Annotated in this window: 24 protein-coding genes; 3 read left to right on the top strand and 21 right to left on the bottom strand. The window is 61.2% G+C overall.

Annotated elements, in window-relative coordinates; translation table 11 throughout:
- Positions 1–154: 154 nt before the first annotated feature.
- Positions 155–1,351 carry a GuaB3 family IMP dehydrogenase-related protein gene (locus HMPREF2781_RS03505; protein ID WP_070644417.1) on the bottom strand — a complete coding sequence of 399 codons (1,197 nt, stop codon included), beginning with the start codon at positions 1,349–1,351 and terminating at the stop codon, positions 155–157.
- Positions 1,352–1,360: 9 nt separating this feature from the next.
- A complete protein-coding gene (gene guaB / locus HMPREF2781_RS03510; RefSeq protein ID WP_070446490.1) occupies positions 1,361–2,875 on the bottom strand; it encodes an IMP dehydrogenase in 1,515 nt (504 codons plus the stop codon).
- A gap of 148 nt (positions 2,876–3,023) precedes the next feature.
- Here guaB and HMPREF2781_RS03515 point away from each other — a divergent pair, with 148 nt between their 5' ends.
- Positions 3,024–3,398, top strand: a complete 375-nt coding sequence (locus HMPREF2781_RS03515) for a DUF5319 domain-containing protein (protein WP_010189463.1) — start codon at positions 3,024–3,026, stop codon at positions 3,396–3,398.
- Between the two features lie 78 nt (positions 3,399–3,476).
- Here HMPREF2781_RS03515 and HMPREF2781_RS03520 read toward each other — a convergent pair whose 3' ends face one another.
- Positions 3,477–4,307: a hypothetical protein gene (locus HMPREF2781_RS03520; protein WP_070644418.1), complete on the bottom strand. Its 831-nt coding sequence runs from the start codon at positions 4,305–4,307 to the stop codon at positions 3,477–3,479.
- A gap of 105 nt (positions 4,308–4,412) precedes the next feature.
- Positions 4,413–5,030 carry a sigma-70 family RNA polymerase sigma factor gene (locus tag HMPREF2781_RS03525; protein ID WP_070446495.1) on the bottom strand — a complete coding sequence of 206 codons (618 nt, stop codon included), beginning with the start codon at positions 5,028–5,030 and terminating at the stop codon, positions 4,413–4,415.
- A 394-nt stretch (positions 5,031–5,424) separates the two neighbouring features.
- Here HMPREF2781_RS03525 and HMPREF2781_RS03530 point away from each other — a divergent pair, with 394 nt between their 5' ends.
- Positions 5,425–5,724, top strand: a complete 300-nt coding sequence (locus HMPREF2781_RS03530) for a WhiB family transcriptional regulator (protein WP_070446497.1) — start codon at positions 5,425–5,427, stop codon at positions 5,722–5,724.
- Between the two features lie 501 nt (positions 5,725–6,225).
- On the opposite strand, the gene HMPREF2781_RS03535 is transcribed toward HMPREF2781_RS03530, so the two are convergent.
- The 14 genes from HMPREF2781_RS03535 to HMPREF2781_RS03600 form a co-directional block, all read right to left on the bottom strand.
- On the bottom strand, positions 6,226–6,510 hold the full coding sequence (locus tag HMPREF2781_RS03535; RefSeq protein ID WP_070446499.1) for a P-loop NTPase family protein: 285 nt from the start codon (positions 6,508–6,510) through the stop codon (positions 6,226–6,228).
- A gap of 221 nt (positions 6,511–6,731) precedes the next feature.
- On the bottom strand, positions 6,732–8,348 hold the full coding sequence (groL, locus tag HMPREF2781_RS03540; RefSeq protein WP_070644420.1) for a chaperonin GroEL: 1,617 nt from the start codon (positions 8,346–8,348) through the stop codon (positions 6,732–6,734).
- A gap of 18 nt (positions 8,349–8,366) precedes the next feature.
- Positions 8,367–8,666, bottom strand: a complete 300-nt coding sequence (gene groES, locus HMPREF2781_RS03545; RefSeq protein ID WP_167595557.1) for a co-chaperone GroES — start codon at positions 8,664–8,666, stop codon at positions 8,367–8,369.
- A 492-nt stretch (positions 8,667–9,158) separates the two neighbouring features.
- A complete protein-coding gene (locus tag HMPREF2781_RS03550) occupies positions 9,159–9,587 on the bottom strand; it encodes a hypothetical protein (protein WP_070644421.1) in 429 nt (142 codons plus the stop codon).
- Between the two features lie 167 nt (positions 9,588–9,754).
- On the bottom strand, positions 9,755–10,807 hold the full coding sequence (gene tsaD / locus HMPREF2781_RS03555) for a tRNA (adenosine(37)-N6)-threonylcarbamoyltransferase complex transferase subunit TsaD (RefSeq protein WP_070644422.1): 1,053 nt from the start codon (positions 10,805–10,807) through the stop codon (positions 9,755–9,757).
- Positions 10,801–11,295 (bottom strand): ribosomal protein S18-alanine N-acetyltransferase, encoded by a 495-nt coding sequence (gene rimI, locus HMPREF2781_RS03560; protein ID WP_070644423.1) that lies wholly within the window; start codon positions 11,293–11,295, stop codon positions 10,801–10,803. Before rimI ends, tsaD begins: the two co-directional genes overlap by 7 nt.
- On the bottom strand, positions 11,292–11,984 hold the full coding sequence (gene tsaB, locus HMPREF2781_RS03565) for a tRNA (adenosine(37)-N6)-threonylcarbamoyltransferase complex dimerization subunit type 1 TsaB (protein ID WP_070644424.1): 693 nt from the start codon (positions 11,982–11,984) through the stop codon (positions 11,292–11,294). The genes rimI and tsaB overlap by 4 nt, the downstream gene beginning before the upstream one ends.
- Complete coding sequence (locus HMPREF2781_RS03570) at positions 11,984–12,553, bottom strand: hypothetical protein (protein WP_070446520.1); 570 nt, start codon at positions 12,551–12,553, stop codon at positions 11,984–11,986. The genes tsaB and HMPREF2781_RS03570 overlap by 1 nt, the downstream gene beginning before the upstream one ends.
- Positions 12,554–12,693: 140 nt before the next feature.
- Positions 12,694–14,286, bottom strand: a complete 1,593-nt coding sequence (locus HMPREF2781_RS03575; protein ID WP_070446522.1) for an aspartate:alanine exchanger family transporter — start codon at positions 14,284–14,286, stop codon at positions 12,694–12,696.
- Position 14,287: 1 nt separating this feature from the next.
- Positions 14,288–14,752, bottom strand: a complete 465-nt coding sequence (tsaE, locus tag HMPREF2781_RS03580) for a tRNA (adenosine(37)-N6)-threonylcarbamoyltransferase complex ATPase subunit type 1 TsaE (RefSeq protein WP_070446525.1) — start codon at positions 14,750–14,752, stop codon at positions 14,288–14,290.
- On the bottom strand, positions 14,742–15,845 hold the full coding sequence (gene alr, locus HMPREF2781_RS03585) for an alanine racemase (protein ID WP_070644467.1): 1,104 nt from the start codon (positions 15,843–15,845) through the stop codon (positions 14,742–14,744). Before alr ends, tsaE begins: the two co-directional genes overlap by 11 nt.
- A 25-nt stretch (positions 15,846–15,870) precedes the next feature.
- Positions 15,871–17,742 carry a glutamine--fructose-6-phosphate transaminase (isomerizing) gene (gene glmS, locus HMPREF2781_RS03590; protein ID WP_070644425.1) on the bottom strand — a complete coding sequence of 624 codons (1,872 nt, stop codon included), beginning with the start codon at positions 17,740–17,742 and terminating at the stop codon, positions 15,871–15,873.
- Between the two features lie 11 nt (positions 17,743–17,753).
- Entirely contained in the window at positions 17,754–18,932 is a 1,179-nt protein-coding gene (locus HMPREF2781_RS03595) for a mannitol-1-phosphate 5-dehydrogenase (protein ID WP_070644426.1), read from the bottom strand.
- The gene (locus tag HMPREF2781_RS03600) at positions 18,932–20,893 is read right to left on the bottom strand and encodes a PTS mannitol transporter subunit IICBA (protein ID WP_210385992.1); all 1,962 of its coding nucleotides are present in this window, start codon (positions 20,891–20,893) and stop codon (positions 18,932–18,934) included. Before HMPREF2781_RS03600 ends, HMPREF2781_RS03595 begins: the two co-directional genes overlap by 1 nt.
- Before the next feature lie 217 nt (positions 20,894–21,110).
- Here HMPREF2781_RS03600 and HMPREF2781_RS03605 point away from each other — a divergent pair, with 217 nt between their 5' ends.
- Positions 21,111–21,932 (top strand): dienelactone hydrolase family protein, encoded by an 822-nt coding sequence (locus HMPREF2781_RS03605; protein WP_070446529.1) that lies wholly within the window; start codon positions 21,111–21,113, stop codon positions 21,930–21,932.
- Positions 21,933–22,578: 646 nt separating this feature from the next.
- On the opposite strand, the gene HMPREF2781_RS03620 is transcribed toward HMPREF2781_RS03605, so the two are convergent.
- The 3 genes from HMPREF2781_RS03620 to glmM all read right to left on the bottom strand — a co-directional run bounded on the left by HMPREF2781_RS03620 (position 22,579) and on the right by glmM (position 26,023).
- Entirely contained in the window at positions 22,579–24,228 is a 1,650-nt protein-coding gene (locus HMPREF2781_RS03620) for a zinc metalloprotease (RefSeq protein ID WP_070644430.1), read from the bottom strand.
- Positions 24,228–24,539 carry a hypothetical protein gene (locus HMPREF2781_RS03625; RefSeq protein WP_070644431.1) on the bottom strand — a complete coding sequence of 104 codons (312 nt, stop codon included), beginning with the start codon at positions 24,537–24,539 and terminating at the stop codon, positions 24,228–24,230. Before HMPREF2781_RS03625 ends, HMPREF2781_RS03620 begins: the two co-directional genes overlap by 1 nt.
- A 140-nt stretch (positions 24,540–24,679) precedes the next feature.
- A complete protein-coding gene (glmM, locus tag HMPREF2781_RS03630) occupies positions 24,680–26,023 on the bottom strand; it encodes a phosphoglucosamine mutase (protein ID WP_070644432.1) in 1,344 nt (447 codons plus the stop codon).
- Positions 26,024–26,076: the final 53 nt, after the last annotated feature.

The raw sequence follows: 26,076 nt of genomic DNA on the forward strand, positions 1-26,076 counted from the left end.
CCAAGACAGCGAAGTAGATCGAAGCTTTGTCGATCATTACAGTGCCCCTCCGGCAATCGGCTGCCCCGACGGGTAGCCGCACCTACAGGCAGCCACTCCCGCCGGTGGCCGCGCGTACGGGCAGCCGCGCCTGCGCACAGCTGCGTCCGCAGCACTAACGGACGGCCAGACCAACCTTCTGGAAGGACTTCAAATCCGTGTAGCCGCACTTTGCCATGGCGCGCTTGAGTCCACCGACCAAGTTGAGCTCACCCAGCGGCTCGTTGGACGGGCCATGGAGCACGACCTCCAAGGAAGGCGCACCCGCTGAGGCATCCTCGGCGGCGCCAGAAGTTGCGTTGCCAGAAACGTCGGTGCCCGAAACATCGGCGCCAAAAGTGCCGGTGCCCAGGAGGGAATTGGCCACGCCAATCGGCTCAATGAGGCCGCGCGGGAAACGCGGGTGGCCGGCCGTGGACGGCCAGTACCAGCCCTTGCCACCAGCCTCCGCCGCGCGAGCCAGGACTGGCCCGAGCACGACCCCATCAGCGCCACAGGCAATGGCCTTGGCGATGTCTGCGGAGGTGAAGATGTCGCCGTCGGCAAGCACGTGCACGTAGCGGCCCTCGGTCTCATCCAGGTAGTCGCGGCGTGCGGCCGCAACATCCGCGATGGTCGTCGCCATGGGGATATCAATACCTACGGTCTCCGGGTTGGTGTTCACACCGGCGCCAACGATGATGCCCGCAGCGCCCGCGCGCATGAGGTGCAGCGCCGTGGTGTAATCCGCCACGCCACCGGCCACCACCGGGGTATCCAGCGAGCCGATGAACTCCTTCAAGTTGAGCGGCTCGCCGCCAGTCTGCACGTGCTCGGCGGAAATCAAAGTGCCGTGGATGAACAGCAGCTCCGCGCCGGCCTTAATAACCACGGGCGCCAGCTCGCGGGCGTGCTGCGGGGAGACGCGCACGGCCACGGTCACGCCGGAATCGCGCACCTGCGCGATGCGCTCTGCCAGCAACTCCTCATTCAGGGGTGCTGCGTGCAGCTCCTGCAGCGTGGACAGGTCGCCGAAGTTCTCCGTCACGCGGGCAATCGCGCCTTCCAAATCCTCGTGACGGCCCCACAGGCCTTCGGCATTGATGACGCCTAGACCGCCCTGTTTGCCCATCTCGATGACAAATTCGGGTGTGGCCAGCGCGTCGGTCGGCGCCGAAACGAACGGGACCTCAAAGGTGTAGGCGTCGATGTGCCATGAGGTGTCCACGTCCTTGGAGGAACGGGTGCGGCGAGTCGGCACCAGGGAAATCTGGTTCAAGTCATAGGTGCGGCGGGCCTCGCGGCCCACGCCGATTTCTACGTAATCGCGCATTCTTAGTCCTTAGCGGTAGTTCGGAGCTTCGACGATCTGCTGAAGGTGGTGCGGGTGAGACTCCTTAAGGCCCGCAGCGGTGATCTGGACAAACTGCTTGGTCTTGAGCTCAGCCAGGTTAGCGGAGCCGGTGTAGCCCATGGAAGCACGCAGGCCGCCCACGATCTGGTGAACGATGGCATCAATATCACCGCGGAAAGGCACGCGTCCCTCGACGCCTTCTGGCACCAGCTTGTCCTCACTCTTGACGTCGGCCTGGAAGTAGCGGTCCTTGGAGTAGGAGCGCTTCTCGCCCGTCAGGCCGCGGCCCTGCATGGCACCCATAGAACCCATTCCGCGGTAACGCTTGTACTGCTTGCCCTGGACCACGACGATGTCACCCGGTGCTTCCGTGGTACCGGCCAGCATGGAGCCCAGCATGACGGCATCGGCGCCGGCCGCCAGGGCCTTGGCGACGTCACCGGAGTACTGCATGCCGCCGTCACCAATAACCGGCACACCCGCCGGACCTGCCACGGCGGCGGCCTCCATGATGGCGGTGATCTGCGGGGCACCTACACCCGCCACAACGCGCGTGGTGCAAATGGAACCCGGTCCGATGCCGACCTTGATGGCGTCGGCGCCGGCCTCAATCATGTCGCGTGCAGCAGCACGGGTGGCCAGGTTGCCACCGATGACGTCAATGCGGTCACCAAAATCCTTCTGCACGCGGGAGACCATCTCCAGCACGCGGTTGTTGTGGGCGTGGGCGGAGTCGACGACGAGGACGTCTACGCCGGCGTCGACAAGCTGGCCTGCGCGCTGGTAGGACTCCTCACCGGTACCGATGCCCGCCGCCACGAGAAGGCGCCCGGAAGCATCCTTGGAGGCGTTGGGGAATTGCTCGGTCTTGACAAAGTCCTTGACGGTAATGAGGCCGACGAGCTTGTTCTCATCATCAACGATGGGCAGCTTCTCCACCTTGTTGGCGGACAGCAGCTCCAGCGCCTCTTCCTTGCTGACGCCTTCCTTGGCCACGACTAGCGGCATCGGGGTCATGATCTCGGAAACCTTGCGGGAGAAATCCGGCTCGAAGCGCATATCACGGTTAGTGCAGATGCCCACGAGGGTGCCTTGCTTATCGACGACCGGCAGGCCCGAAATCCGGTACCGCGCGCACAGCGTGTCTACCTCGTCGATAGTCATGTCCGGGGTGGCCGTGACCGGGTCGGTGACCATGCCGGATTCGGAACGTTTGACGATCTCTACTTGCTGAGCCTGCTCCTCTGCGGAAAGGTTGCGGTGCAGGACGCCGATGCCGCCCTGACGCGCCATGCCGATGGCCATGCGGGCCTCGGTCACCGTATCCATCGCGGCGGAAGCCAGAGGCACGCCGAGGCGAATGTTGCGGGTGAACTGCGCCGAGGTATCCACCTCGGAGGGAACGACGTTGGATTCTGCGGGAAGCAGCAGAACATCATCAAAAGTAAGGCCGTAGAGTGCAATCTTGTCGGGGTTGTCTCCGCCGGTGTGGACGTGGCTCATGAGGGTGGGGCTCTCCTAAACTGACCAGATAGTTGTATGCGGTAGCCCTCACTGTAGTGCGTGGACGCCCCGTAGTGGTAGCCGTGGGTATAGAAAAAGTCTCCATAGGGAATTGCCTTGCGCGCACGGAGTCAATAGGCTCGCAGACGTGAACTTTTTCGCCAACATGCCCCGCGATCCTTTCGCGGACGACCCGAACGACCCAGCTTCCTTCCTCGAGGAGGATGAGCACGTCGAGCCGCTGTCTGAGGAGGACCGTCTCGCCGTCATTCATGATCTGGCCATGGTCCAAGAGTTTGCGCGTGTTTTGAGCCCGCGCGGCATCGACGGCATCTTCTTTTTCTGCGAGGACTGCGAAGAAAACCACTTCTACGAGTGGGACATTATGGCCTCCAACATGCAGGCTACGCTGGCAGGCCAGCTCGCCCCCGTGCACGAGCCGGGTGCCGAGCCGGATCCGATGCGCTATGTTCCGTGGGATTATGCGGTGGGTTACCTCGACGGTATGGATTCGCGCTACTAGCGCGGCTGAAGTACCGCGCAGCTCAACGACAAGAACCTCTTTCCTCCTGGTGTGGGAGGAAAGAGGTTCTTTGTGGTTTTATTGCTGGAACTGCGGCGGCGGGAGCTGACCGTTATCCCCAGCGCCATCCGAGTTGTCATTCTGCGGTGGCGTCGCCTGCTCTCCACCACTCGGCCGACTTGGCTCCGGCTGGTTCTGCGTCGGCGGCTCCAGTGGGTTACCTGCCGATACCGTACGTGTCACCACGACGGTAGAGACCGCAGTCTCGGTCTGCGTGACGGTCTCCGGCTCCGGTGGCTTCTGCTCCTCTACAGGGGCGGGCTTCTCCACCGTCTGCGTCTGCGTCACCGTGGTGCGGGGCTGTTGTTTCGTCGTACTCGGGGACTCCGCCTCGCGTTCCCGCTTGGCCTGATCCACCATCTTCCGGGCTTCTTCAAGCAGCTGACGGGTGCCGTCCATATCGCCCTCAGCGGAACGCCTCTCCATTTCATCGAGTGTTCCGGCGAGCTCGACCACAGACACATCGTGCTCGTCTGCGCCGAAGAGCGACTGGTTCACGCCATACAGCGGGGAACCCGGTCCGGCGTTGACCACCACAGCTCCGGTACCTGCAATGAGCAGCGTAGCTGCGGCCGCTCCAATGAGGCCGTGCATGAATGGCTTGCTCCGACGGCGACGTGCCGCGCCGAGGGAAATAACCTCCGGCTCCTCCTCCGCGCCTTCGATGAGGGGGGCCGGGGGCATCTGCTTTTCGACGTCCCCGCGCAGCTCCAGCAGAAGACCCGCCAACTCATCACCGCCATCGGAGGGATCCGTTCCTTCGGAGAGAGTGGTGAGGAATGCATCATCATCGACCAAAGGCTGCAGCTGCTCAGCGACACCCTGCTGAGGCTGGTCCTTTTTTGCCATGATGTCCTCCCTTCCTTATTAGTAAAATTTTAATTTGTCGGTGCCAAGTACCGATGGCTCACTGCTAGCTCTGGGCTAGCCCAACTACTGGTTCACACTGCTGGTTCACGACGTCTCGTGCGAATCGAGGGATTTGCGCAATTGCGCAAGTGCACGATGTTGCGCCACGCGGACTGCGCCAGGGGTAGACTCCACAATTTCCGCAGTCTCCTCTGCCGACAGCCCCACGAACACACGCAAGATGATAATGTCCCGGGCCTTGTCACTTAACGTATCGAGCATTGCCCGCACTCTGTTACTACCGTCTACTTCAAGGGCGGATTCTTCGGGGGTAGCGTCCTGAGCGGCGTCTTCCGGAAGGTCTTCCGTCGGGTGGGTGTGGTCGCGGCTGAGGGCCCGGTGAGCGTCGGTCACCTTGTGGGCAGCGATGCCATACACATAGGCCATAAACGGGCGGCCCTTGTCCTTGTACGTGCCAATCGACGTCGCCACCGCCAAGCAGATCTCTTGTGCCACATCCTCCGCCGTGGGCTGGCGGTGACCGCCAATGCGTGCGCGGCAATAGCGCAGGACCTGCGGGTGAATGATGCGCATGATGCGCTGCAGGGCACGGCGGCTACCGTCGACGGCTAGCGGAACGAGGTCCGCTAGTTCCTTATCGCTGTCGCGCTTCGCCGCTGTGGAGGAGCCGCCTGCGCCTGTAGCATGTGTAGCCACTGCCATCCTTGCTCTTCTGCTTTGTGCTCTTCTGCCTAAAGTCTTTTCTGAATGAATTCGTTTAATTCATTACTACATATTCTGCATGAACATCATGTCATAACCATTTGGCGAAACCCGAAACGACGGGTCCATTCCCCGGCTTTTGAGCTGTGATAAAAAGTTCATTCATCGTTCATCTTAACCTTAAATGCAGGTCATACTGGGTAAACGTGAGGAATTTCGGCTCGTTACACCTGCATGTCAGCAATGCTTAACGCGCCGTTTACCAAGGGAAGACACACTTCTATCTCGTCTTACTTCGCCCTAGCGCTCACGGGACCATCTCCCGTGTTGAGTCGCGCTTACAGCACGCCTCGCGCTTGGAAACTCTATCTTTGACGAATAAGGAGAATCGAACGTGTCTCAGCCTTTCCTGCTCCCCGGGCCCAATACGGACTTCTGGGATTGGCAGCTACACGGCGCTTGCCGTGGGGAAAACTCTGACGTGTTCTACCACCCAGACGGCGAGCGCGGTCGCGCCCGCGCCCAGCGCGAAAACCGCGCCAAGGCTATTTGCCACACCTGCCCAGTCATCGAATTGTGCCGCGAACACGCCCTCGCATCCGGCGAGCCCTATGGCGTGTGGGGCGGCATGAGCGAATCCGAGCGCGTCGTTGCCTTGCGCTCGCGCCGCACCCACGCGACCGTCGGCGCCTAGTCCGCCCTCCCCCAGCCATGGCGTTAAGCAGGCTGCGCTGATATTCAGCAGCCGGCAATTGGAGGCCGGTAGAAGCCGCCAGTTCTACAGCACCTGCGCTAGGTAGCGGGCGGTCAACGTGTCCTTGTCGAGGAACTCGCGCGCGTTCTGCGCCAAGCACGTACCCTGACACTCTGGGGCAACCTACAAAGACCACTGCGCGCTCGACAAAGGCACGAATATGCTTCTGTAGGGACTCCACGGGTTTGCTCAACACGTTCGTCTTGAGCCGCGTGACCAGCCTCATGTAACTCATGCTGACGCCGCCGACCTTGACCTTGGTCTCGGTCTCATACAGGTTGCGTTTTTGCTCCTCGGTGAAGTCTTGGACCGGCACGTCGGCCGAATACAGCCCGGACTCGGCGTAGGCGCGCCACATCCACGAGTCCACCTTCATGCCGGGGTACATGATGGAGCCATCGTTGAGGGAATAAGCTGCGGGCTCGCCCGCGCGGGATTCTGCTAGGCGGGAAAAGCACGCGCAGGTGCCCGGTGATTGTCGGTGGCGGTGCCGAAGGTGGAGCGCGCAGAGGCCGCCCTGGGTTCCTGGCCTACGACGATGGCGGCGGTCAACCCTTCCAAGCGGTCCACGTCGGGGCGCGGTGGAGCTTGCATGAAGCCCGGGTAGGTTTCGTTGATGAGCCGCTGCGATTCGGCAGCGATGGTGTCGAAGACCAGCGAGGTCTTGCCGGATCCGGACACGCCGGTGACAACGGTGAGCTTGCGCTTGGGGATGCGCACATCCACGTTCTTGAGGTTGTTTTCGCGGGTGCCGGTGGCGGTGATGAATTCTTGTTCTACGGCTCCACAGTCTCATAACGGGGCAGAGATTCCCGCCCCACGGCAAAGGCCCGCCTCCCCGCGATGGATGCGGGCGGCGGGCCTTCCTTATGGCCACGCGGGGAGCTACCGCTCCCTGCGGGAACCCTTGTGGCGACGCGGGAAACGTAGGTTTCCCGCGTGCACGTTTAGTGCGCGTGCGCGTGTCCAGCCTGAGCCGGCTCTTCCTCAGCAGGCTTCTCCACGACGGAAGCCTCGGTGGTGAGCACCATGCGGGCCACGGAGGCGGCGTTAACCACGGCGGAGTGGGTGACCTTTACCGGGTCGATGATGCCCTGCTCCAGCAGGTTGCCGTACTCCAGGGTGGCGGCGTTGAAGCCTTCACCGTTGGCTTGCTCGGCAACGCGGGCGACGACGACGGAACCATCCAGGCCGGCGTTCTCAGCGATCCAGTAGGCCGGGCGGGTCAGCGCACGGGCCACAGCCTGCACGCCAATCTTGGCCTCGCCCTCGAAGCCCTCGGCAAAGGCCTTGAGCTCCTGGGAGATCTGAACCAGTGCGGAGCCGCCGCCGGCGATAACGCCTTCTTCAACGGCCGCGCGGGCGGCGTTGATGGCATCCTCGACGCGCAGCTTGCGCTCATTGACCTCGGTCTCGGTAGCGGCACCAACGCGGATGACGGCAACACCGCCAGACAGCTTGGCCAGGCGCTCCTCGAGCTTCTCCTTATCCCAGGTGGAATCGGTGCGCTCGATCTCGCGCCGGATCTGCTCGCGGCGCTCCTCGACGGCCTCAGCAGTACCTGCACCATCCACAATCACGGTGTCCTCCTTGGACACGGTGACGCGACGTGCGGAACCGAGAACCTCGGGGCCGACCTCCTTGAGGTTGATGCCGACCTCCGGGTCGACGACGGTCGCGCCGGTGACAACAGCCAGGTCATCCATGAAGCCCTTGCGGCGCTCGCCGAAGTACGGCGACTTCACGGCGGCGACCTTGAGGACCTTACGGATGGAGTTCACGACGAGCGCCTGCAGCGGCTCGCCCTCGATGTCCTCAGCGATGATCAGCGTCGGGCGCGAGGACTCCGCGATCTTCTCCAGCAGCGGCAGGAAGTCCGGCAGGGAGGAGATCTTGTTGCGGACGAGGAGAATTGCGGCGTCGTCAAGCACGGCGTTGTAGGTCTCCTCCTCCGTCGCAAAGTACGGGGAGAGGTAGCCCTTGTCGAAGGAAATGCCCTCGGTCACGTCCACGGTGGACTCGATGGTTTGGGACTCCTCGACGGTCACGACGCCGTCCTTGCCCACCTTGTCCATCGCGCCGGCAACCATCTCGCCGACCTCCGCATCGCGGGAGGACACGGTAGCAACCTGGGAGATTTCCGCGGAGGAGTTCACCGGGGTGGCGCGCTTCTTGAGCTCCTCGACGACCTTCTCAGCGGCCGCCTCGATGCCCTTGTTGAGCTCCACCGGGTTAGCACCGGCAGCAACGTTGCGCAGGCCCTCGAAGACGAGTGCCTGGGCCAGCAAGGTCGCGGTGGTGGTACCGTCACCGGCGATGTCGTTGGTCTTGACGGCCACGGACTTCACCAGCTGGGCGCCGAGGTTCTCAAAAGGATCGTCGAGATCAATGTCGCGGGCGATGGTGACGCCGTCATTCGTGACGGTCGGGCCACCAAAAGCCTTGGACAACACGACGTTGCGGCCGCGGGGGCCGAGGGTGACCTTGACGGCGTCGGCCAGCGTGTCTACACCGCGCTGGATGCCCTCGCGGGCCTCCTGGTCAAATGCAATCAGCTTTGGCATAGGGTTAATCGCCTACTTTTACTTCTCGATGACAGCGAGCAGGTCGCGAGCGGACAGCAGGAGGTACTCCTGGCCGTCGTACTTCAGCTCGGTGCCGCCGTACTTGGAGAAGATGACGGTGTCGCCCTCGTTGACGCCGACCGGGACAACCTCGCCCTTGTCGTTGGTGCGGCCCGGGCCGACGGCTACGACGGTGGCCTCCTGCGGCTTCTCCTTCGCGGAGTCCGGGATAACCAGACCGGACGCGGTGGTGGTCTCAGCTTCAACGATCTGGACGAGGACCTTGTCCTCCAGCGGCTTGATGTTTGCCATGATGATTTCCTCCAAAGTGTTCCTAGTGCACGTCCACGTGGACGTGCGTGTGCCGGTTGTGGGTAGCCCAGCACAGCCGTCGTCGCGGGTGAACAACTGTGGGTCAAAACAACCTGCCTAGCACTCTACCCGCGCGACTGCTAGCCCTCAACGTTGTGGGCCGCTAACCCGTTCGCCCTCCGCGAACGCCACTTCAAGCACGAGAAATGTCTCCTGCAAGCAGGCCGGTCTTCCCACCACGCCGCCTACCGCGGCGCCCCGCCAGGATGATGCTCTCACGCGCGCGAGAGTTATCACGATTCCCGCCGCTGCCTGGAATCTTGTGAGATCCAAAACTACAAAAGACGCTCGGGCCCATTCGGGCCGTCGCGTCCTTGAGTACTTGACGGGTGCGCGAGCGCGCGCACAGTCTTCTTGCCGAATCTAAGCCAGCCTGCGGGTTTAGGGGCGTCCTGCAGGATTGAGGCAGCCTGCGGGTTTAGGGGCTGCCTGTCAGATCTAGACCTGCCTATCAGAGTTGATGACGGCCGCGCGCCAGAGGTTGTACTCCTCCGGGTTGTCCTCGCGGTAGTTCTTCACCGCGCGGATGCCGTGCTCCACGGCTTCGACGACTTCGTCGATGTTCTTATCGTCACCGTCGGCAGCGACAAAGATGACCGGTCCGCAGATGGAGCGGATTGGGTCCTGCAGGAAAGCGGAGTTGCCGGTAGCCGCAGCGTTGCGGGCTAAGGAGGCCACCGGGTTCGGGTCGGCGTCGTCAGCCTTCGCGTTCGGGTTAAACAACGCCGCGTAGGTCTGGCCATCATCCTGGAAGGCCACGGAAACGCGATCCTCGGTGGTACCACCGAGGAATTGATTTGCCTGTTCGAGCTCAAACTCGATGATGCGGCGGGACAGATCAGGGTTAACGAGGAATCCAGTGGTCATAACGGTGTGAGCTCCTTATGTGTGAGCCGGACGATTATCGGTCATCACACTACCGGCACCCTGGGGGTTGCGCATCCGCTAGAGCGCACCCCCAAGTACGCCTCCGCTAGAGCGCGGCCGTGACCGGCGTCCTCAATCTCGACGACACAGAGCGCGGTACGAATCTGCTAGCGCGCGGCGGCGACGAGGGGGACTTCCACCTCAAGCTGCGTATCCGTCCCGCATGCCAGGCCGGAAGGCTCGGCGCCTTCGTGAATGAGCTGGGCGGCCACCGCCGCAATCATCACGCCGTTGTCGGTGCATAGCTTGAAGCGCGGCACACGCAACTCAATGCCCGCAGACTCGCAGCGCTTTGCCGCCAGTGCGCGCAGCCGCGAATTCGCTGCTACTCCGCCGCCGAGCAGCAGCACCTTGGCGCCTGTGTCCTGGCAGGCGCGCACAGCTTTGGCAGTCAGCACATCTGCCACCGCTTCCTGGAAGGAGGCGCAGAGATCCTCAACCTGAACAGTCGAGCCTTCTCGCTCGGCCTTTTCCACGTGGCGCGCCACCGCAGTCTTGAGCCCTGAGAAAGAGAAATTGTGGCGGTTGGGCCCGCGCAGGTCCTCAGCCTTGGACAAACCCCGCGGCAGGTCGATGGTGGGCTTTCCTTGGGCAGCCAGCTTATCGATGATCGGCCCTCCCGGATACCCCAAGCCCAGCAGACGGGAGACTTTGTCGTAGGCTTCGCCGGCGGCGTCGTCAAGCGTGGTGCCCAACTCCTTCATGGGTTTGCCCACGGCTTCCACCTCGAGCAGCTGCGTGTGGCCGCCGGAGACGAGCAGTGCCACCGAATGCGGCAGCTCCTCGCCCTCCAGGTTCGCCACCGCGACGTGACCGCCGAGGTGGTTGACGCCGTAGAAGGGCACGCCCCACGCGGAAGCAAAAGCCTTGGCTGCCGACGCTCCGACGAGGAGCGCGCCGGCTAGGCCCGGGCCCACGGTGGCGGCCACCGCATCTGGCTTCTCGACGCCCGCTTCCTCCAACGCCGCCTTCATCACCTGTGGCATGGCCTCGAGGTGGGCGCGGGAGGCAATCTCCGGAACCACGCCGCCGAAGCGCGCGTGCTGCTCCATGGAGGAGGCGACGACGTCGGCGCGGATCTCCATGTGGCCGTTATCAGACAGCTCGATGATGCCCACGCCGGTTTCGTCGCAGGAGGACTCGATGCCGAGGATTAACATCTTTCACTCTTTCGTGGTCGATACATGGTGTGGGCGTCCGCACCGGAGGGTTGATAGTAATTGCGGCGCAGGCCGTTGATGACAAAATCATAGGCCTCGTAGAGGCGGATGGCCGGATCGTTGCCTACGCGCACTTCGAGGAAGATGGGCGCGTCGTGGGAATCTGCACGTTCGACGATGGCGTCCATCATCAGCCGCGCGATGCCCTGCCGTTGGGCCGCGGGGTCGACGCCGATGGTGCGGATTTCGTACTCCGGCCAAGCAGCGGGGCCCATGCGGCCCACGCCGGCGTAGCCGAGAACTTCCGCGTGGTTGTCGTTGTGGCCCACGCGGTTGACGCTTGCGTCAACCGCCCAGTACGTGGTGTGGCCCGCCGCGATTTCCTGCTCGAAGGCTCGCGCCGGCCATGGGCTTTCGCCGGGGAAAAGGACCTTCTCTAACTCGGCACAGCGCGGTGCGTCCGCGGACGCTAATGGCCGCAGCCTCATGATGCCGGTATCTCCTCGATGCCGCCGACCAAGGCAGCCGAGCGCGGCTTGGCCTGTGGTTCCACGGCATCGGGACGGCGAAGGTAGAGCGGGACAAGCGGCTCAGGTTCAGCGGACAGATCAGCGCAGGCAACCAAACCCGCTGCGCGCGGGGTAGCCCACTCACGGGGAAGGCCAGCGATGCCCTCCGGCAAACGAGGGGCAATAGACTCTGGGAACACTAGGCGCACGCTGTCCGGGATCGCGAGTCCGGAAGCGCTCAGATCAAGGGTTTCCGGCTTCGATACGTTTGGGCCGCTGCGACGCTCCCCATCGGCAAAGGTGGCCCAGTAGACCTCTTTGCGGCGAGCATCGATGGCCACCAGCCACTCCCCCGTGCGCCCGTGCGCGATGGCATCCAGAGTGCACACACCATGGACCGGCAGATCAAGGGCCACTCCCAGGGCGGAAGCGGTAGCCATGCCTACGCGCAGACCGGTAAACGGCCCGGGCCCCATGCCCACGACGATGGCGGAGAGATCTGGGTAGGTCAGGGAGGCGTCGGCAAGCAGCTCTTCGATAGTAGGGATGAGCTGCTCGTTGTGGGCGCGCGTACCGCTGATAACACGGTCGATGCTCTCCCCGGTGTCGGTATCAACGATGCCCGTGACCAGATCCGTGGTGGCGGTATCGAGTGCGAGAACCTTCATTAGCCTGCGAGGTGCCAGTCGGTCTCAACGTAGTCAGGGTTGTTCTTCCCCAATTTCTCCACGTATTCCGGGGTATCGCGCATAAACTGCAGCGGCTGTCCCTGCTGGAACGGCAACAGCGGCGGGATATTCTGGCTAGCAGCTTCCGGTGTCTTCAGCTGCTGCAGGAAACCATCACAGAGGTCCACCTTCGCGCGCGGCAGCTTCTCCGCCTTGAATTCGTTGTACTGCGAGACCAGCAGCATGTAGTTCACGTCATCAGGCACAGCCCCATCGACGAAGTCGATATTCAGGTTTCCCGTCTCCACTCCGCGCTCCTTGAGCTGCTCTTCGGTGATACCCGGGCAGACGGCTGCGGCCGCACTCCACTCTGGGCCGTACACATCCTGCGGGATGAACATAGCGAAGTCCAGATTCTTCGGGTAGGCGCTCAGGGACTGAGCAACGGTTGAGGGCTCCTTCGACTCCGCGTCCGCCGTCCGGACCATCGGCAGCACGATGAGCGCGGCAAGGAATACGGCGAAGCCGCCGATAACAACGGTGGTGATGAACTGTCCGATTTTGTTCATAAAAGGGATGTGCTCCTAATTAATAGGGAGTTCAGTACGGGAGATATCCTACGCGACCACCTTGCCGCGAACCTGAACAACCCTTGTGAAGGCCCTGCGCTGAAGCGCCACGCCCAGCATAAAAAATCAGGCACACAGGGTCACACGATCAACAACGCTAGGACCTGACACATGAGGATCTTGCCGATCATCGTCGTGGGATACACGGTGGCATAGCCGCGCTCTGCCAGCTGAGTACCGGTCTGCGGGTTGAGGTAGGCCATGATCGCCGGGTTCGTGGTCATACCCGCGGCGATGCCCATCGACTCATCAAACTTCAGGCGCAGCACCAGCATGGATACCGCGACGATGCCGATGGCGGAGACCAGCGACAGCACCATGCCCACACCGATGTACTTCAGGGAGGTCGGATCCGACAGCGCATCACGGAACTGGCCGCCTGCCGACGTACCCACGCCCGCCAAGAACAAGGTCAAGCCCAGCGTGGAGATTGTCTGCTTGGCGTGGAAAGGAAGCTGCCAGTTAATCGGGCCCGAGCGGCCCAGCGCGCCCAGGATGAGGCCGACGACGATGGGGCCGCCACCGAAGCCGAAAGAGAGCGTCGTGCCACCCGGCAACGGAATCGGGATAGCGCCGAAGAGCAGACCAATGAAGAGACCGAGGGCAAAGGGGAAGAGATCAACGTTGCCGAGTTTGGCTTCGGAGTCGCCGAGGAAACGGCGGACGTCGTCAAGCCTGCCCGGCGCGGTGATAACGCGCACGCGGTCCGAGTAATGCAGGACGGTTTCCTCGTTCGGTACAACGTCCGAGTCACCGCGGCGCACGCGCGCGATGAGGAAGCCTTCCTTCACAGTGTCCAAGTCCTTGAGCTGATAGCCCGCAACACGTGGGCTGGACACGGTCAGGCGGCGGTAGACCAGGCCATCTTCCTCGTGGAGGTTGAGGTGGATCTCCTCACCCAATTGGGAAATCGCGCTATCCAGCGCTGGGGCCGTGCCGTTGAGCAAAAGCTCCATGCCGGCGCGCAGCGGCAGCTCCGGGTAGGCCAGGTTGTGGTTGTGGGGATTGTTGACGTGGCGGGTAGCGATGACGCGCTCGCCAGTCACCTCCTGCAGCTGACCTACCGTTGCGTCAAAGTCGCGGGTCAGGCGCACCGCCCGCCACTCCAGTGGCTCCGCAATCATGCCCTCGGCGCGGGCGTCCTCAACGTGGTTCACACGCAGGACTTTCGCACCGATGGCGGCCACCAGGATGGTTCCGATGATGCAGCCTGGGTAGGCCAAGGAATAGCCCACCACCGGGGTACTGTCACCGCCCAAAGCCTCGACGACCGCTGCCATACCCGGCGTCGAGCTCAGCGAACCTGCAAGGGTACCCACGCTGATTGCGGGGTCCAGATCAAAGAGGCGCATCGCCAGGGTTGTCAGCCCCGCCAGAATGAAGAAGAAGACGATGACCACCATGGACATCTTCCAGCCGCGCCGGCGGAAATCTTCGAAGAAGCTACGGCCGAAATTCAGGCCGATGACGTAAACGAAGATGGCCAGGCCAAATTGGTACACGAACGCCGGGACCACGATGTCCGGGTTCGCCGCGGACAAGCCCAAGGCCACGAACATCGCAGCCGCGGCGCCGAGCGAGATGCCGAAGACATTGATCTTGCCCACGGCCAGTCCCACCGCCATGATGAGAAAGAGCGTCAGCAAGGGCTGTTCAGCAAGAAAAGCCAGCACGTTAATTCACCCATTTCCATGTAAATACGCGGACATCATCGTCCGAGTCGCGGTTAATTGTGATAGCGAGGTACGCATCAGACAGGCGCTCCATGAAGCCCCCACCCCACTCGGCAACGACCACGGCGTCCTCTATTTCGGTGTCCAAGTCTAGACTGTCCAGCTCCCCCAACGGATCATCCGAATGATCGAGCAGGCGGTAGGCATCCACGTGCACCAACGTCGGCCCGCCCACGCGGGAAGGGTGCTCGCGGGCGATGACGAAGGTCGGTGAGGTCACCCGCCCCTTCACCTGCATCCCGCGGGCAATGCCCTGCGTAAAGGTGGTTTTCCCGGCGCCTAAGGGGCCGTCGAGGATAACTAGGTCTCCTGCTTCCAGCGCCGCGCCTAGCTCTTCACCAAATGCCTGGGCATCCTCTGGCGTGGCGGCCTCACGGCGTCCTTCGTGTGGAAAATCACTGCGCATCGCTAGCTCCTTCGCGGTATGTACGCTCGGTGCGCCCGGTGGGGCGGCACACCACTTCATAGTTGATGGTCCCGGCTGTCTCGGCCAATTCTGTAGCGCTCATACCGCCGCGCCCGAAGATAACGGCAGTGTCTCCGGCGCGCACGCCGTGAGGGCTCGCGCCGAGGTCGACGACGAACTGGTCCATGCAGACCCGCCCCACCTGCGGGTAGAGCTCGCCGCCAATGCCTACCTGCAGCGCCCCCTGAAAGGCGCGCGGTAGGCCATCGGCATAGCCCACGCTGACGGTGGCGAGCTCGCGGTCGCTATCCGCGGTCCAGGTCAGGCCATAACACGTGGACTCCCCCGCCGAAATCGGCTTCACTGCGACGACGGAAGCCTCCCACGTCATGGCGGGTTCCAGCCCATGGTCGCGCCCGGCGACCGGTTCGAGCCCATACAGGGCCACACCGACGCGCACCTGTTCAAAACGCGCCGAAGGGCGAGTCAAGGCCGCGGGCGAGTTAGCCAGGTGGTTCAGCGGGCACTCCAGCCCCACCTCACGGGCAAGCGTTAGGGCCTGGCGGAACTCAGATTCCTGATGATCATTGTGCGGGTGCGCCGGCTCATCAGCGCAGGCGAAGTGGGACATGAGGCCTAGGACGGTGATGTGGGGGGCGTCGGCAAGCAGGCGGAAGGTCTCCTCCCACGCATGCTTGTCGACGCCCGATCGGTGCATCCCCGTCTCCACCATCACGAAGACTTCGGTGGGAGTCTCAGCAGCAATGAGTGCTTGGGCGTGCGCCAGCGAAGGGATGCCGATCTGGATACCAGCGGCGAGGGCCGGGGCGATGTCCTCTGTTGGCTCCCACAGCCAAGCAGCGATGGGGAGGGTGTCAATGACCTTCCGCAGTGCGACAGCCTCGGCCAAGGTGGCCACCCCGAAGGCGTCTGCCCCAGCCTTCGCCATGACCGGTGCGCAGCGCTCGATGCCGTGGCCATAGGCATCCGCCTTGACCACGCACATGAGGCGGGCCGGAGCCACCGCCTCCTTCACGCGAGCAACATTGTGGGCAATAGCGTTGAGGTCAACGGTGGTTTTTAACATACCCACCATTGTGCCACTTGAGGGCTCAGCGCTATTCGACGGTCACGGACTTCGCCAGATTGCGCGGCTGGTCCACGTCATAGCCCTTGGCGGTGGCTACACCGCAGGCGAAAATCTGCAGCGGAACGGTAGCCAGCAGCGGCTGCATCAGCGTCGGCGCCTGCGGGATGCGGATGATGTGGTTGGCGTAGGCCTCGACTGCCTCGTCGCCCTCTTCCGCGATGACGATGGTGATAGCACCACGGGCGCGGATCTCCTGGATATTGGAGACAACCTTGGCATGCAGGGAATCGCGGCCACGCGGGGAAGGCACGATGACGAAGACCGGCTGCCCTTCCTCGATGAGCGCGATGGGGCCGTGCTTGAGCTCACCGGCGGCGAAGCCCTCCGCGTGCAGGTAGGCAATCTCCTTGAGCTTGAGCGCGCCCTCCAGCGCGACGGGGAAGCCGACGTGGCGGCCCAGGAAGAGCACCGACTTGGCGTTCTCCATAGCGTTGGCTAGGTCGTAGACCTGCTGCTCGTTGTCGATGATTGCCTGGACCTTTTCCGGCATGCCACGCAGGTCTTCGAGGACCGAGTTGACCTCATCGGAGAACATGTTGCCGCGCAGGCGCGCCAGGTAGAGGCCCAGCAGGTAGGTCGCGGTGATCTGCGCCAGGAAGGCCTTGGTGGAGGCCACGGCGATCTCCGGGCCGGCGTGGGTGTAGAGGGCGGCGTCGGACTCGCGCGGGATGGAGGAGCCCTGGGTGTTGCAGATAGCAATCACCTTGGCGCCCTGCTGGCGGGCGTGGCGTACTGCCATGAGGGTATCCATGGTCTCGCCCGACTGGGACAGGGCCACGACCAGGGTCTTTTCGTTGACGATCGGATCGCGGTAGCGGAACTCATGGGCCAGTTCCACCTCACACGGGATGCGGCACCAGTGCTCGATGGCGTAGCGCGCGACGTGGCCGGCGTAGGCGGCGGTGCCGCAGGCGATGACGATGATCTTGTCGATGGACTTGAGCACCGACTCCTCGATGCGGATCTCATCGAGGATCAGGTTGCCGGTCTCATCGAGGCGGCCCAGCAGGGTATCGCGCACGGCTGCTGGCTGGTCGTGGATTTCCTTCTCCATGAAGGAGTTAAAGCCGCCCTTTTCAGCAGCAGCGGCATCCCACTTGATCTCGAAAGGCTTGCCCTGGGCGGGGTTGCCCTCATAGTCAGTGATTTCGATGTCATCCGCGGTGATGGTCACGACCTGGTCGTTGTCCATCTCCACGGCAGACTTGGTGTAGTCGATGAAGCCGGAGACGTCCGAGCCCAGGAAGTTCTCCCCCTCACCCAGGCCGATGACCAGCGGCGAATCGCGGCGTGCAGCCACGATGCGATCCGCCTGCTCGGCGTGAATAGCCAAGAGGGTGAACGCACCTTCCAGACGCTTGCCGGTCAGCTGCATAGCCTTGGTGAGGTCACCGCCGGCTTCGTTGTGGAACACATCTGCCAGAAGGGTGGCGGCTACCTCGGTGTCGGTCTCGGAGACGAAGTTATGTCCCTTGCCCTCCAGCTCGCTTTTAAGCTCAGCAAAGTTCTCGATGATGCCGTTGTGCACGACGGCGAGCTTGCCGCCATCCACCACGTGCGGGTGGGCGTTCAGATCGGTCGGGCCACCGTGAGTAGCCCAGCGGGTGTGGCCGATGCCCAGGACGGAATCCTTCAGTGGACGCGCAGCGATTTCGGCTTCCAGCGCAGCGACCTTTCCGGCCTTCTTGCGCCAGCCGATCTCACCATCGGCGTACATTGCGACGCCTGCTGAGTCATAGCCGCGATACTCCAGTCGGCGCAGGCCCTCCAGCACAACGTCTAGGGCGTAATAATCATGGTCTCCAGAAACGGGACCCACATATCCAACAATTCCACACATATTTACTGAGCCTACCTCACCGCTTCACATGCAAATATTTGGGACAGAGCTGCAAAAAGAGGGTGTTCCGGAGCAATCCCGGTCAGCTCAGTAACCAGGCTATTTGTCGCCTCTTCGTTATCTGCGACTTGCTTCAAGCGCTTACGCAACTCCACCGATTCGGGATCTTCAGGTACGTCAAATTCCAATGCTGCCGACACCGCTTCGACGAGAGCCGTGACCTCATGCCCGCGTTCCGCTAGTTCGGCTGCTGGGCCGATGAAACGTTCATTGCGCGAAATCTTACGCAGCGGGGCACGTCCAACGCGGTCGGTAGTATCAGGAAGCTCAGGGTTCTGGAATCGTGTCAGAATTTTCTCTACGTAGTCCTGCTGAACCTGTGGGTCAAAGTCAAACTTTTCAACAATGAGTTGTTTGGTTTCAGCCAGAACCGCAGCGACCTTTCGCTGGATTTCCTCCTGCGATAATGCTTCCGCAATAGTAGAAATTCCTGCTTGTTTTCCGAAGTAGGCAGTCGCAGCATGTCCCGTATTGACAGTGAAAAGCTTGCGAGTGATGTAGGGTGCGAGGTCATCCACCCAAGTGATTCCTGCAATCTCAGGGATTTCGATCCCTGCAGTTTTAAAAGGCCCAGATTCCACCGCCCACTCATGGTAGGTTTCGACAACTACGTCGAGCGCCTCGGCGCCAGTTCGACGCTCTTGGTTCGGCACGATGCGGTCAACTGCTGTGTTGGGGAAAAAAGCAATCTCATCAACGCCCGGGTATACCTCTCGAATGGCCGCGCTTAGCCCATCCGTAGCGTTGATCGCATTCTCACAAGCCATGACCGCAACCTTGTCTTTGCCTGCTTCTGCTCTACGTTTCAAGCCTTCAGCGATCGAAGGTGCAATAAGTTGTAGAACAGTAGGTCCGACTGCAGTCGTGATGAGATCAGCCTCCACGACCTCTGAGTAAAGTCCTTCAAGGTCCTCAGCGGAGTTGACTCCCGAGAAATTAGTCACGCGTACTTCGCGGGCACCGTTTCCGACCTCATGCACTGTGTACGACTCAAGCTCATTGAGAGAATCAATAAGGGGAGCCGCGACATCCGCAAAGGCTAGTTCGTAACCTGCCTCGTGCAAGATGACGCCGACAAATCCTCGACCAATGTTGCCAGCTCCAAAATGCAGTGCTTTCTTAGTTGTCATTACTTGTTCACCTTCTCAAAAATAGTGAGGATTTCTTCCTTCGTCGCGGCGCTTTCCAACTGCTCCACCGTGTCAGCCTTGCCGAAAATCTTGGCAATTTTGGCGAGTGTCTTGAGGTGAGAACCGTCAGCACCAGCGATACCAACAATGAAGGTAGCGGGCTTGCCGCCCCAGTCTACGGGCTCATCTAGGCGGATGAAGGAAACAGCGGACTTCTTAATGGAGTCCTTAGCTTCATTGGTTCCATGCGGGATAGCGAGGCCGTTTCCCATAAAGGTAGACACGGACTTCTCCCGCTCATGCATCGCGTCTACATAGGCGCGATCAACTGCACCGGCAGAGACGAGCAATGCGCCAGCTTGGTTAATTGCGTCTTCTCGGTCGGATGCGTGTCCATCGAGCACGATTGTGTCTAGGCTGAGAACTTCTTCACCGGCAGACTCAGACGACTCCGATGCGCTTGCCCTCGCCATTTCAGCTTCAGTTGCCGCGGCAGTGGTACCCGATTGCTGTTTGCGGATAAGGTCCACGACTTCGTCGTAGCGAGGTGAAGCCATGAAGTTATCCACGGCAACGTGGATTGCCGAAGGAGTAGCCGGCTTGGCGCGTTCTGCCAAGTCTTGGTGAACTACGACCAACTGATAATCATCTTTGAGATTATTGATCGCCGAGTTGGTTACTGTAACGATATTGCCGAAACCGGCTTCCTTGATCTTGTTTCGAAGCACCGAAGCGCCCATTGCAGAAGAACCCATGCCGGCATCGCACGCAAAGACCACATTCCGGATCTCTGGAGCATCTTCAGCGGACTTCGTCGTCAAAGCACCAGCAACCGACGACTTCTTGCCCTTCATGGCTTCCATATCCGCCGTGGCCTTGTCGAGGTCATCTTCGCCCTTGGTGAACTTCAGAATCGGAGCAGCGATAGCGAACGATACTGCAGTCGATGCAACCACAGCGATAGTCACGCCTAGGTAGGAATCAGAAGCAACCGTTCCGTAGATGGCAAGAATGGACCCCGGTGCCGCCGGAGAACGCAGTCCAACGTCCATGATGGTGTTAATCGCAACGCCTGTCATGCCTCCGCCGATGACAGCAAGAAGCAGCTGCGGGCGCATCAGGACGTAGGGGAAGTAAATCTCGTGGATACCACCGAAGAAGTGAATCAATGCCGCGCCTGGGGCAGTCGCGCGAGCAGAACCAGCACCAAACACCATAAAAGCAAGAAGGATACCAAGGCCAGGGCCTGGGTTTGCTTCCAGCAAGTACAGCACAGATTTACCGGCTTGGGACGCTTGATCAGTAGCAAGCGGAGTGAGCACGCCATGATTAATGGCATTGTTCAGGAAGAACACCTTTGCGGGTTCAATTAATGCGGAGGTCAACCACAACAGGTTATGCGTGATAAGGAACTCAACCGCTCGACCTGCCAAATCCATGATCAGGTTCATCACTGGAGTCAGGAGGTACATGGAGGCGATAGCCCCAGCGAAACCGAAGATGCCCAGGGAGAAATTATTGACGAGCATTTCAAAACCTGGGCGAACCTTGCCATCCCACAGTGACTCAAGCTTCTTGAAAAGCCATGCAGCCAAAGGACCACAAATCATCGCTCCAAGGAACATCGGCGACGCATGACCGTCCTCACCGATCCACTCCGGTGCTGACGTTCCCATAATGACGCCCATCGTGACGATGGCGCCTACAACGCCTCCGCGCACGCCGTGTACAAGCTTGCCGCCGGTGAAAGCGATGAGAATCGGCAACAGGTAGGTCACCATTGGGCCAACCATTGTGTTGATCTTTTCATTCGGGAAGAACCCGTCCGGAATGAAGAGAGCAGTCAAAATGCCCCACGCAATGAAGGCACCGATGTTCGGCATGATCATCGAAGAAAGGAATGTTCCGAACTTTTGGACAGCGACTCGTGCGCCACCCTTGCTTTGTTGCGTCTCAGCCATGCGCATCTTCCTTTACTTGTGACTGTGCGCGCACACTAGGCCCGCGCACAATTGAAGAGTTTCGTTTCTGATCCTATTACCTTGAGTGCTTTTCACATAGCCTAAAAGTTGTTTCTTTCTGCTCCCCGAAGCATAGGGACTCATTGTGACGCGTTGATTCGCCTAAGCAGCGACGCATTCCACCTGTGCGGGCGATCTTTGCTCTATTCTGTAAAGCGTGTCTGCGAATTTGAAGAAGCATCTCGGTACGTTGTCTAAGCGCGGCCCGCACCGCGTTCTCGTCGGGGACCTGTCCTATGCAGGGCTGGAGGGCAAGGTCTACACCCCAGCTGAGGGTAAAGGTCTGCCTGCCGTGGCATTTGCCCACGACTGGACGAAAAGCGTTAAGGACTACCACGCCACCCTGCGCCACTTGGCCAGCTGGGGCATCGTGGTGGTTGCTCCCGATACGGAGACAGGCGTCTTTGCCAAGCACCGCAACTTGGCTGCCGACCTCGAATCGGCGTTGCAGATTGCCGCTGGTGTCCGGTTGGGTGCCGGAAAGATTTCGGTGTCCCCCTCCAAACTAGGTGTCTTTGGGCACGGCATGGGCGGCGGCGTAGCCACCTTGGCCGCCGTGGATAACCCAAAGGTCCGCGCCGTCGCTGCCCTCTACCCCGCCGATACTTCCCCCTCTGCAGTTCAGGCCGCCCACGCTGTTAAGGCCCGCGGGCTCGTTATCGGCGCAGGCCAGGATGATATCTTCCGCGCCGGTAATCCCGCGAAGCTAGCCAACGCCTGGGGCGGCCCGGTGGCCTACCGTGAGGTTGCTAAGGGCACGCAGTCCGGTTTCAGCGAGGATAAATTCTTCAAGTTGGCGCTTGGTTCCGGCTTCTTCCAAGGATCCGCCGTTGAGACAGCCCGCGGCCTAGTCACCGGCTTCTTGCTGTCCACCCTGGCTGGTGAGTCCAAATATGACGCCTTTGCGGCTGCCGACGCCTCCGCCAAGGGCGTCGAGAGCTTCCTCGGCGAGGACCTCACCAAGCGCGCGGGTTTCTAGCGACGGGAAAGGTTTCGACGAGCTAGCACCGCAAGGCGCACGTGTGCTCCGACTAAAGCAGGACGATCGTTTATACGTCCTGCTTTAGTCGTTTTAAGCGAGGAACTTCAAGAAGAAGCCAGGCGATAAGGCCAATTCCTGGGAGAAGCAGCTGCGCGGCCGTCCACAGCTTTATGTGGGCCATATCTCTGTCGCATTTAATCTCAATGCCAAGCACGACAAAAGCCACCAAGAGGTACAGCATAGGAAGAACTCCCCACAAGACGTCATAAAGCCAAGGAACTGTCATGTGGTCTTCCCCCAAACCTTGGTTGATACGTGCAGTGGCTACTCACGCCACAGTAACACCGGGAGCTGCTGGCCCACTGAGGAGTTTCCCGGTTTCCGTGTCACCCGCGCCTGAGCACTGATTGCACTTGGCCGCGCGGGCGGCCTCGCCCCTGCCTTTGGCTTTGGCTGTGCGCTCCGCTCCTAGAAGCAGGGTTCCGCCGCTGCGCCTCTGTAGGCGATTGGGCTTGGGCGGCACGCTGCGCAGACTTTTCCAATTCGTCCTGTGCTTTAGCCATGGCTTTCTCAAATTCCAGCAGCCGTGCGGCTGTGCGCTCGCGGAATCCGCGTGCGAACTCATCAAAATCATTGTGCGGCATTACCACTGCCCTGCCTTTCGTGCGTGTACGGAGGAGGTTTCTGAACTTTCTTGCGGGGGCATTTCTGGCGTGGCCTCAGCCCCAGCGGCCGGACCTGGTGCTGGCTCAGGTGCAGGTGCTGGCGCCGGGGCTGGCTGTGGCGCCGGCGCCTCCGCTGCCTGCATGTGCGCAAGTTTCTCTGGCGGTACCTCTGGCTCAGGAACGTTGTTCAGCTCCGGAGGCGGCGGCGTAACACCGTTGTCAGGAGCAGGCTCTGGTGCAGGCGGTGGGCAGGGTTCGGGCTCTGGCTGCGGTTCTGGCTCGGGTACAGGCTCCGGTACGGGCTCCGGCTCCGGCAGATTCTCCACGAAGTCCATAGCTGCCTCAGCCAACAGACCCAGCCCCAGAATGGCAACGCCCACGCCAAGCAGGCCTAAGCTCCCACAGCAGGCATCTTCAGGCTTGCACTCACCTGCTTCCGCACCGGGTGGCTGCTCTGCTTCTTCGTAGTCCTCGTCTCCTACAGGTTCTTCAGGGCACTCGATGTCTTCGGCTGCCGGCTCCACGTTCTCAGGGCAGTCCACCACCTTCTGCGGCACAGGTTCAGTGGGAACCTCAACCCCTGCATCGGCGGGCTTCGTGGTTCCTAGTTCACGTTGATGTGCACCACACCCGCACGACTGTGCTTCCTTTTCGGCATTGCAGCGGCACGGTGTGTGCTCCTCTTCTGGTGCCGTTGAAGCAGGCTCAGTTGGCACATGCGCAGGCTGTGGCTTCTCTTCAACCGGTGGGCAGTCTTTTTCAGGCACCGTGGCGGGCTGAGTGGGCTCCGGCTTTTCTGGTGGTGCCACCGGTGTTTCTGGTTTCGGCTCTACAGGTTGCTGCGGTGCGGCTGGCGCCGAAGGCTGGGCTGGCTGTGTGGGCTGAGACGGTGTGGACGGGGCCGGAGCTGGTGACGGCTGGGCCGATGCACAAGGTTCAGGCTCAGGTTGCGGGCACTCTTTCCGCTTCTCCTCACAGCCGCATTCGGGCTCTGGCGGGGTTTCCGGCAGCTCCCGCTCGCACACCTCGGTGCAGCGCCGTTCAAACTCGTCATAGCAATTCTCAATGGCGGTATCGCGGTCCCGGCACGTTTGCGTGATGGTGTCATTCGTCTGATCGATAAGCTCCCCACCAATGCGCGATATCACCGGGATGATGACCTTTCCCAGAGGGTGCCGCTGCAACAGCATGGTCAAGATGTTAATCAGTGGAATCACAGCAGAGATAAGCTCTGCCACCGCGGAATCAGAAACATCAACGACGTCTTCGATGGCATCCGAACACTGCTGCGCGGATTCCACCAAATCATCGGCTTCGTCCCTTTCCTTTTCGAAATCGTCTTGCACGCCACGCAAATGATCCATGATCGCTCCCCCGGCCAGCGATAGAACCGTGCCGAGAAGGAATTCCCGCAACCCGTTACCACCGCGCCCTGGGCGGCGAGCACCCATCGCCGACGCAGTGTTCGTAACCAAGTCGCCTGGGTTAATCCCATCGACCGACCCCACCATGTCCCCCAACAAGCCAATGGGCGTGCTGGGCCCGGAATAGCCTCCTTGGCTTGCCGCTTGGAACTGGGACACCGCTTGTGAATAATCACCCAAGAGTGACTTGACCATCGTGGACATCAATTCACCCCTGCTTCCTGGTCACCGAGTTGCCCGGCGAGGCCGCGGTCCACGTCCCCGAAAGCACGCAGTTGTTCGCGCGCGGCATCCGCTGTGGCCGATATGTTCTCTAACCGCCACGCACCGCGTTCATGGAGCCGGTTCAACAGGCCCTGAATCTGTGCGCCGTGCCCGCCGAAATCACGCCCCGCGGAGGATTGGGGAAAATTCGGCCTATCCCCGCGGTGCGCGTCACTTTGGGCACGGGTTTGGTCCACGACGGCGTCGAGAAGCCGCGTGGCTTCATCCTCATCAAAAAATACGTCGGGCATATGCGCCCTCCTTCTCGTCCACAACAAACAGTGATTCCTGCTTTTATTGGACTGAGCAACATCCACTTTGGTTCCCACACCACCCCACAAAACACGAAACCCCAGGCCAGCAGCCTGGGGTTGTGGTGGAATGAGTAGAGCTACACTGCAGCAACGACGGCCGCAAGCTTGCCTGCGACCTTGCGCGCCTGCTCCTTTTCAGCAGCCTCCACCATGACGCGGAAGAGCTCCTCCGTGCCGGACGGGCGCAGCAGAACGCGGCCCGTATCACCGAGCTCTGCCTCGGCAGCAGCGATAGCTTCCTTAACCTCAGGGGCGTTAAGGATGGCGGTCTTGTCGGACACCGGAACGTTAATGAGCACCTGCGGCAGCACCGTCATCACGGAGGCCAGCTCCTTGAGGGTCTTCCCGGACTTGGCCATGCGCGCCATGATGGACAAACCGGTCAGCGTGCCATCACCAGTGGTGCAATCATCCGGCAACACCACGTGGCCGGACTGCTCACCGCCCAGAGAGAAGTCACCGCGATTGAGCTCTTCCAGCACGTAGCGGTCACCCACAGCGGTTTCCTTGACCTCGATGCCCTGCTCCTGCATGGCCAGCTTCAGGCCCAGGTTCGACATCACGGTGGCCACCAAGGTGTTGAAGCGAAGATCGTTTTCTTCCTTCATACCCACGGCGAGTATCGCCATGATCTGGTCACCGTCAACGACGTTGCCTTCGGCGTCCACGGCTAGGCAGCGGTCAGCGTCACCATCGTGCGCTAGGCCCAGATCGGCGCCGTGCTCGACGACGGCCTCCTGGGTCTTCTCAATGTGCGTCGAGCCGCAATCCTCATTGATGTTGAAGGCATTGGGCTTGTTGTGAATGGCAACGACCTCAGCACCCGCAGCCTCATAGGCCTGCGGTGCAACCTTGGAGGCAGCACCATTTGCAGTGTCGACGACCACCTTGATGCCGCTGAGATCCGTGGTAACAACCTCGGCCAAGTGCTTCAGGTAGCGCTCGCGACCATCCGGAGCCTCCGAAATAATACGACCAATCTTGGTCGCAGTCGGGCCATCTTCAGTGAGATTGTCCATAGCAGCCTGGATGCGGTCTTCCACCTCATCCGGCAACTTCTTGCCGCCCGCGGAGAAGAACTTGATGCCATTGTCTGGCATCGGGTTATGGGAAGCGGAGATCATCACGCCGAGATCTGCCCCAAAGTCATCGGTAAGGAACGCGATTGCCGGGGTAGGCAGCACGCCGACGCGCACGACGTCAACGCCTCGCGATGCCAGACCCGAGGCAATCGCCGCATCCAGCATCTCACCCGACACACGCGGGTCGCGCCCGATAATCGCGAGCGGGCGACGCTCATAAGATTCACGGTCTGAAGTAAGAACTTCCGCTGCCGCCTGGCCCAAGCGCAGCGCGAGAATCGGTGTGAGCTTCTTGTTCGCGAGGCCGCGAACTCCATCGGTTCCAAAAAGTCGAGTCATAGTTGTTCATTATGCCCGCTCCCCGTTGTGTGGCGCAGATCGGTCCACCTTTG

This window comes from Corynebacterium sp. HMSC062A03, from assembly GCF_001811145.1.
Lineage (GTDB): Bacteria > Actinomycetota > Actinomycetes > Mycobacteriales > Mycobacteriaceae > Corynebacterium > Corynebacterium aurimucosum.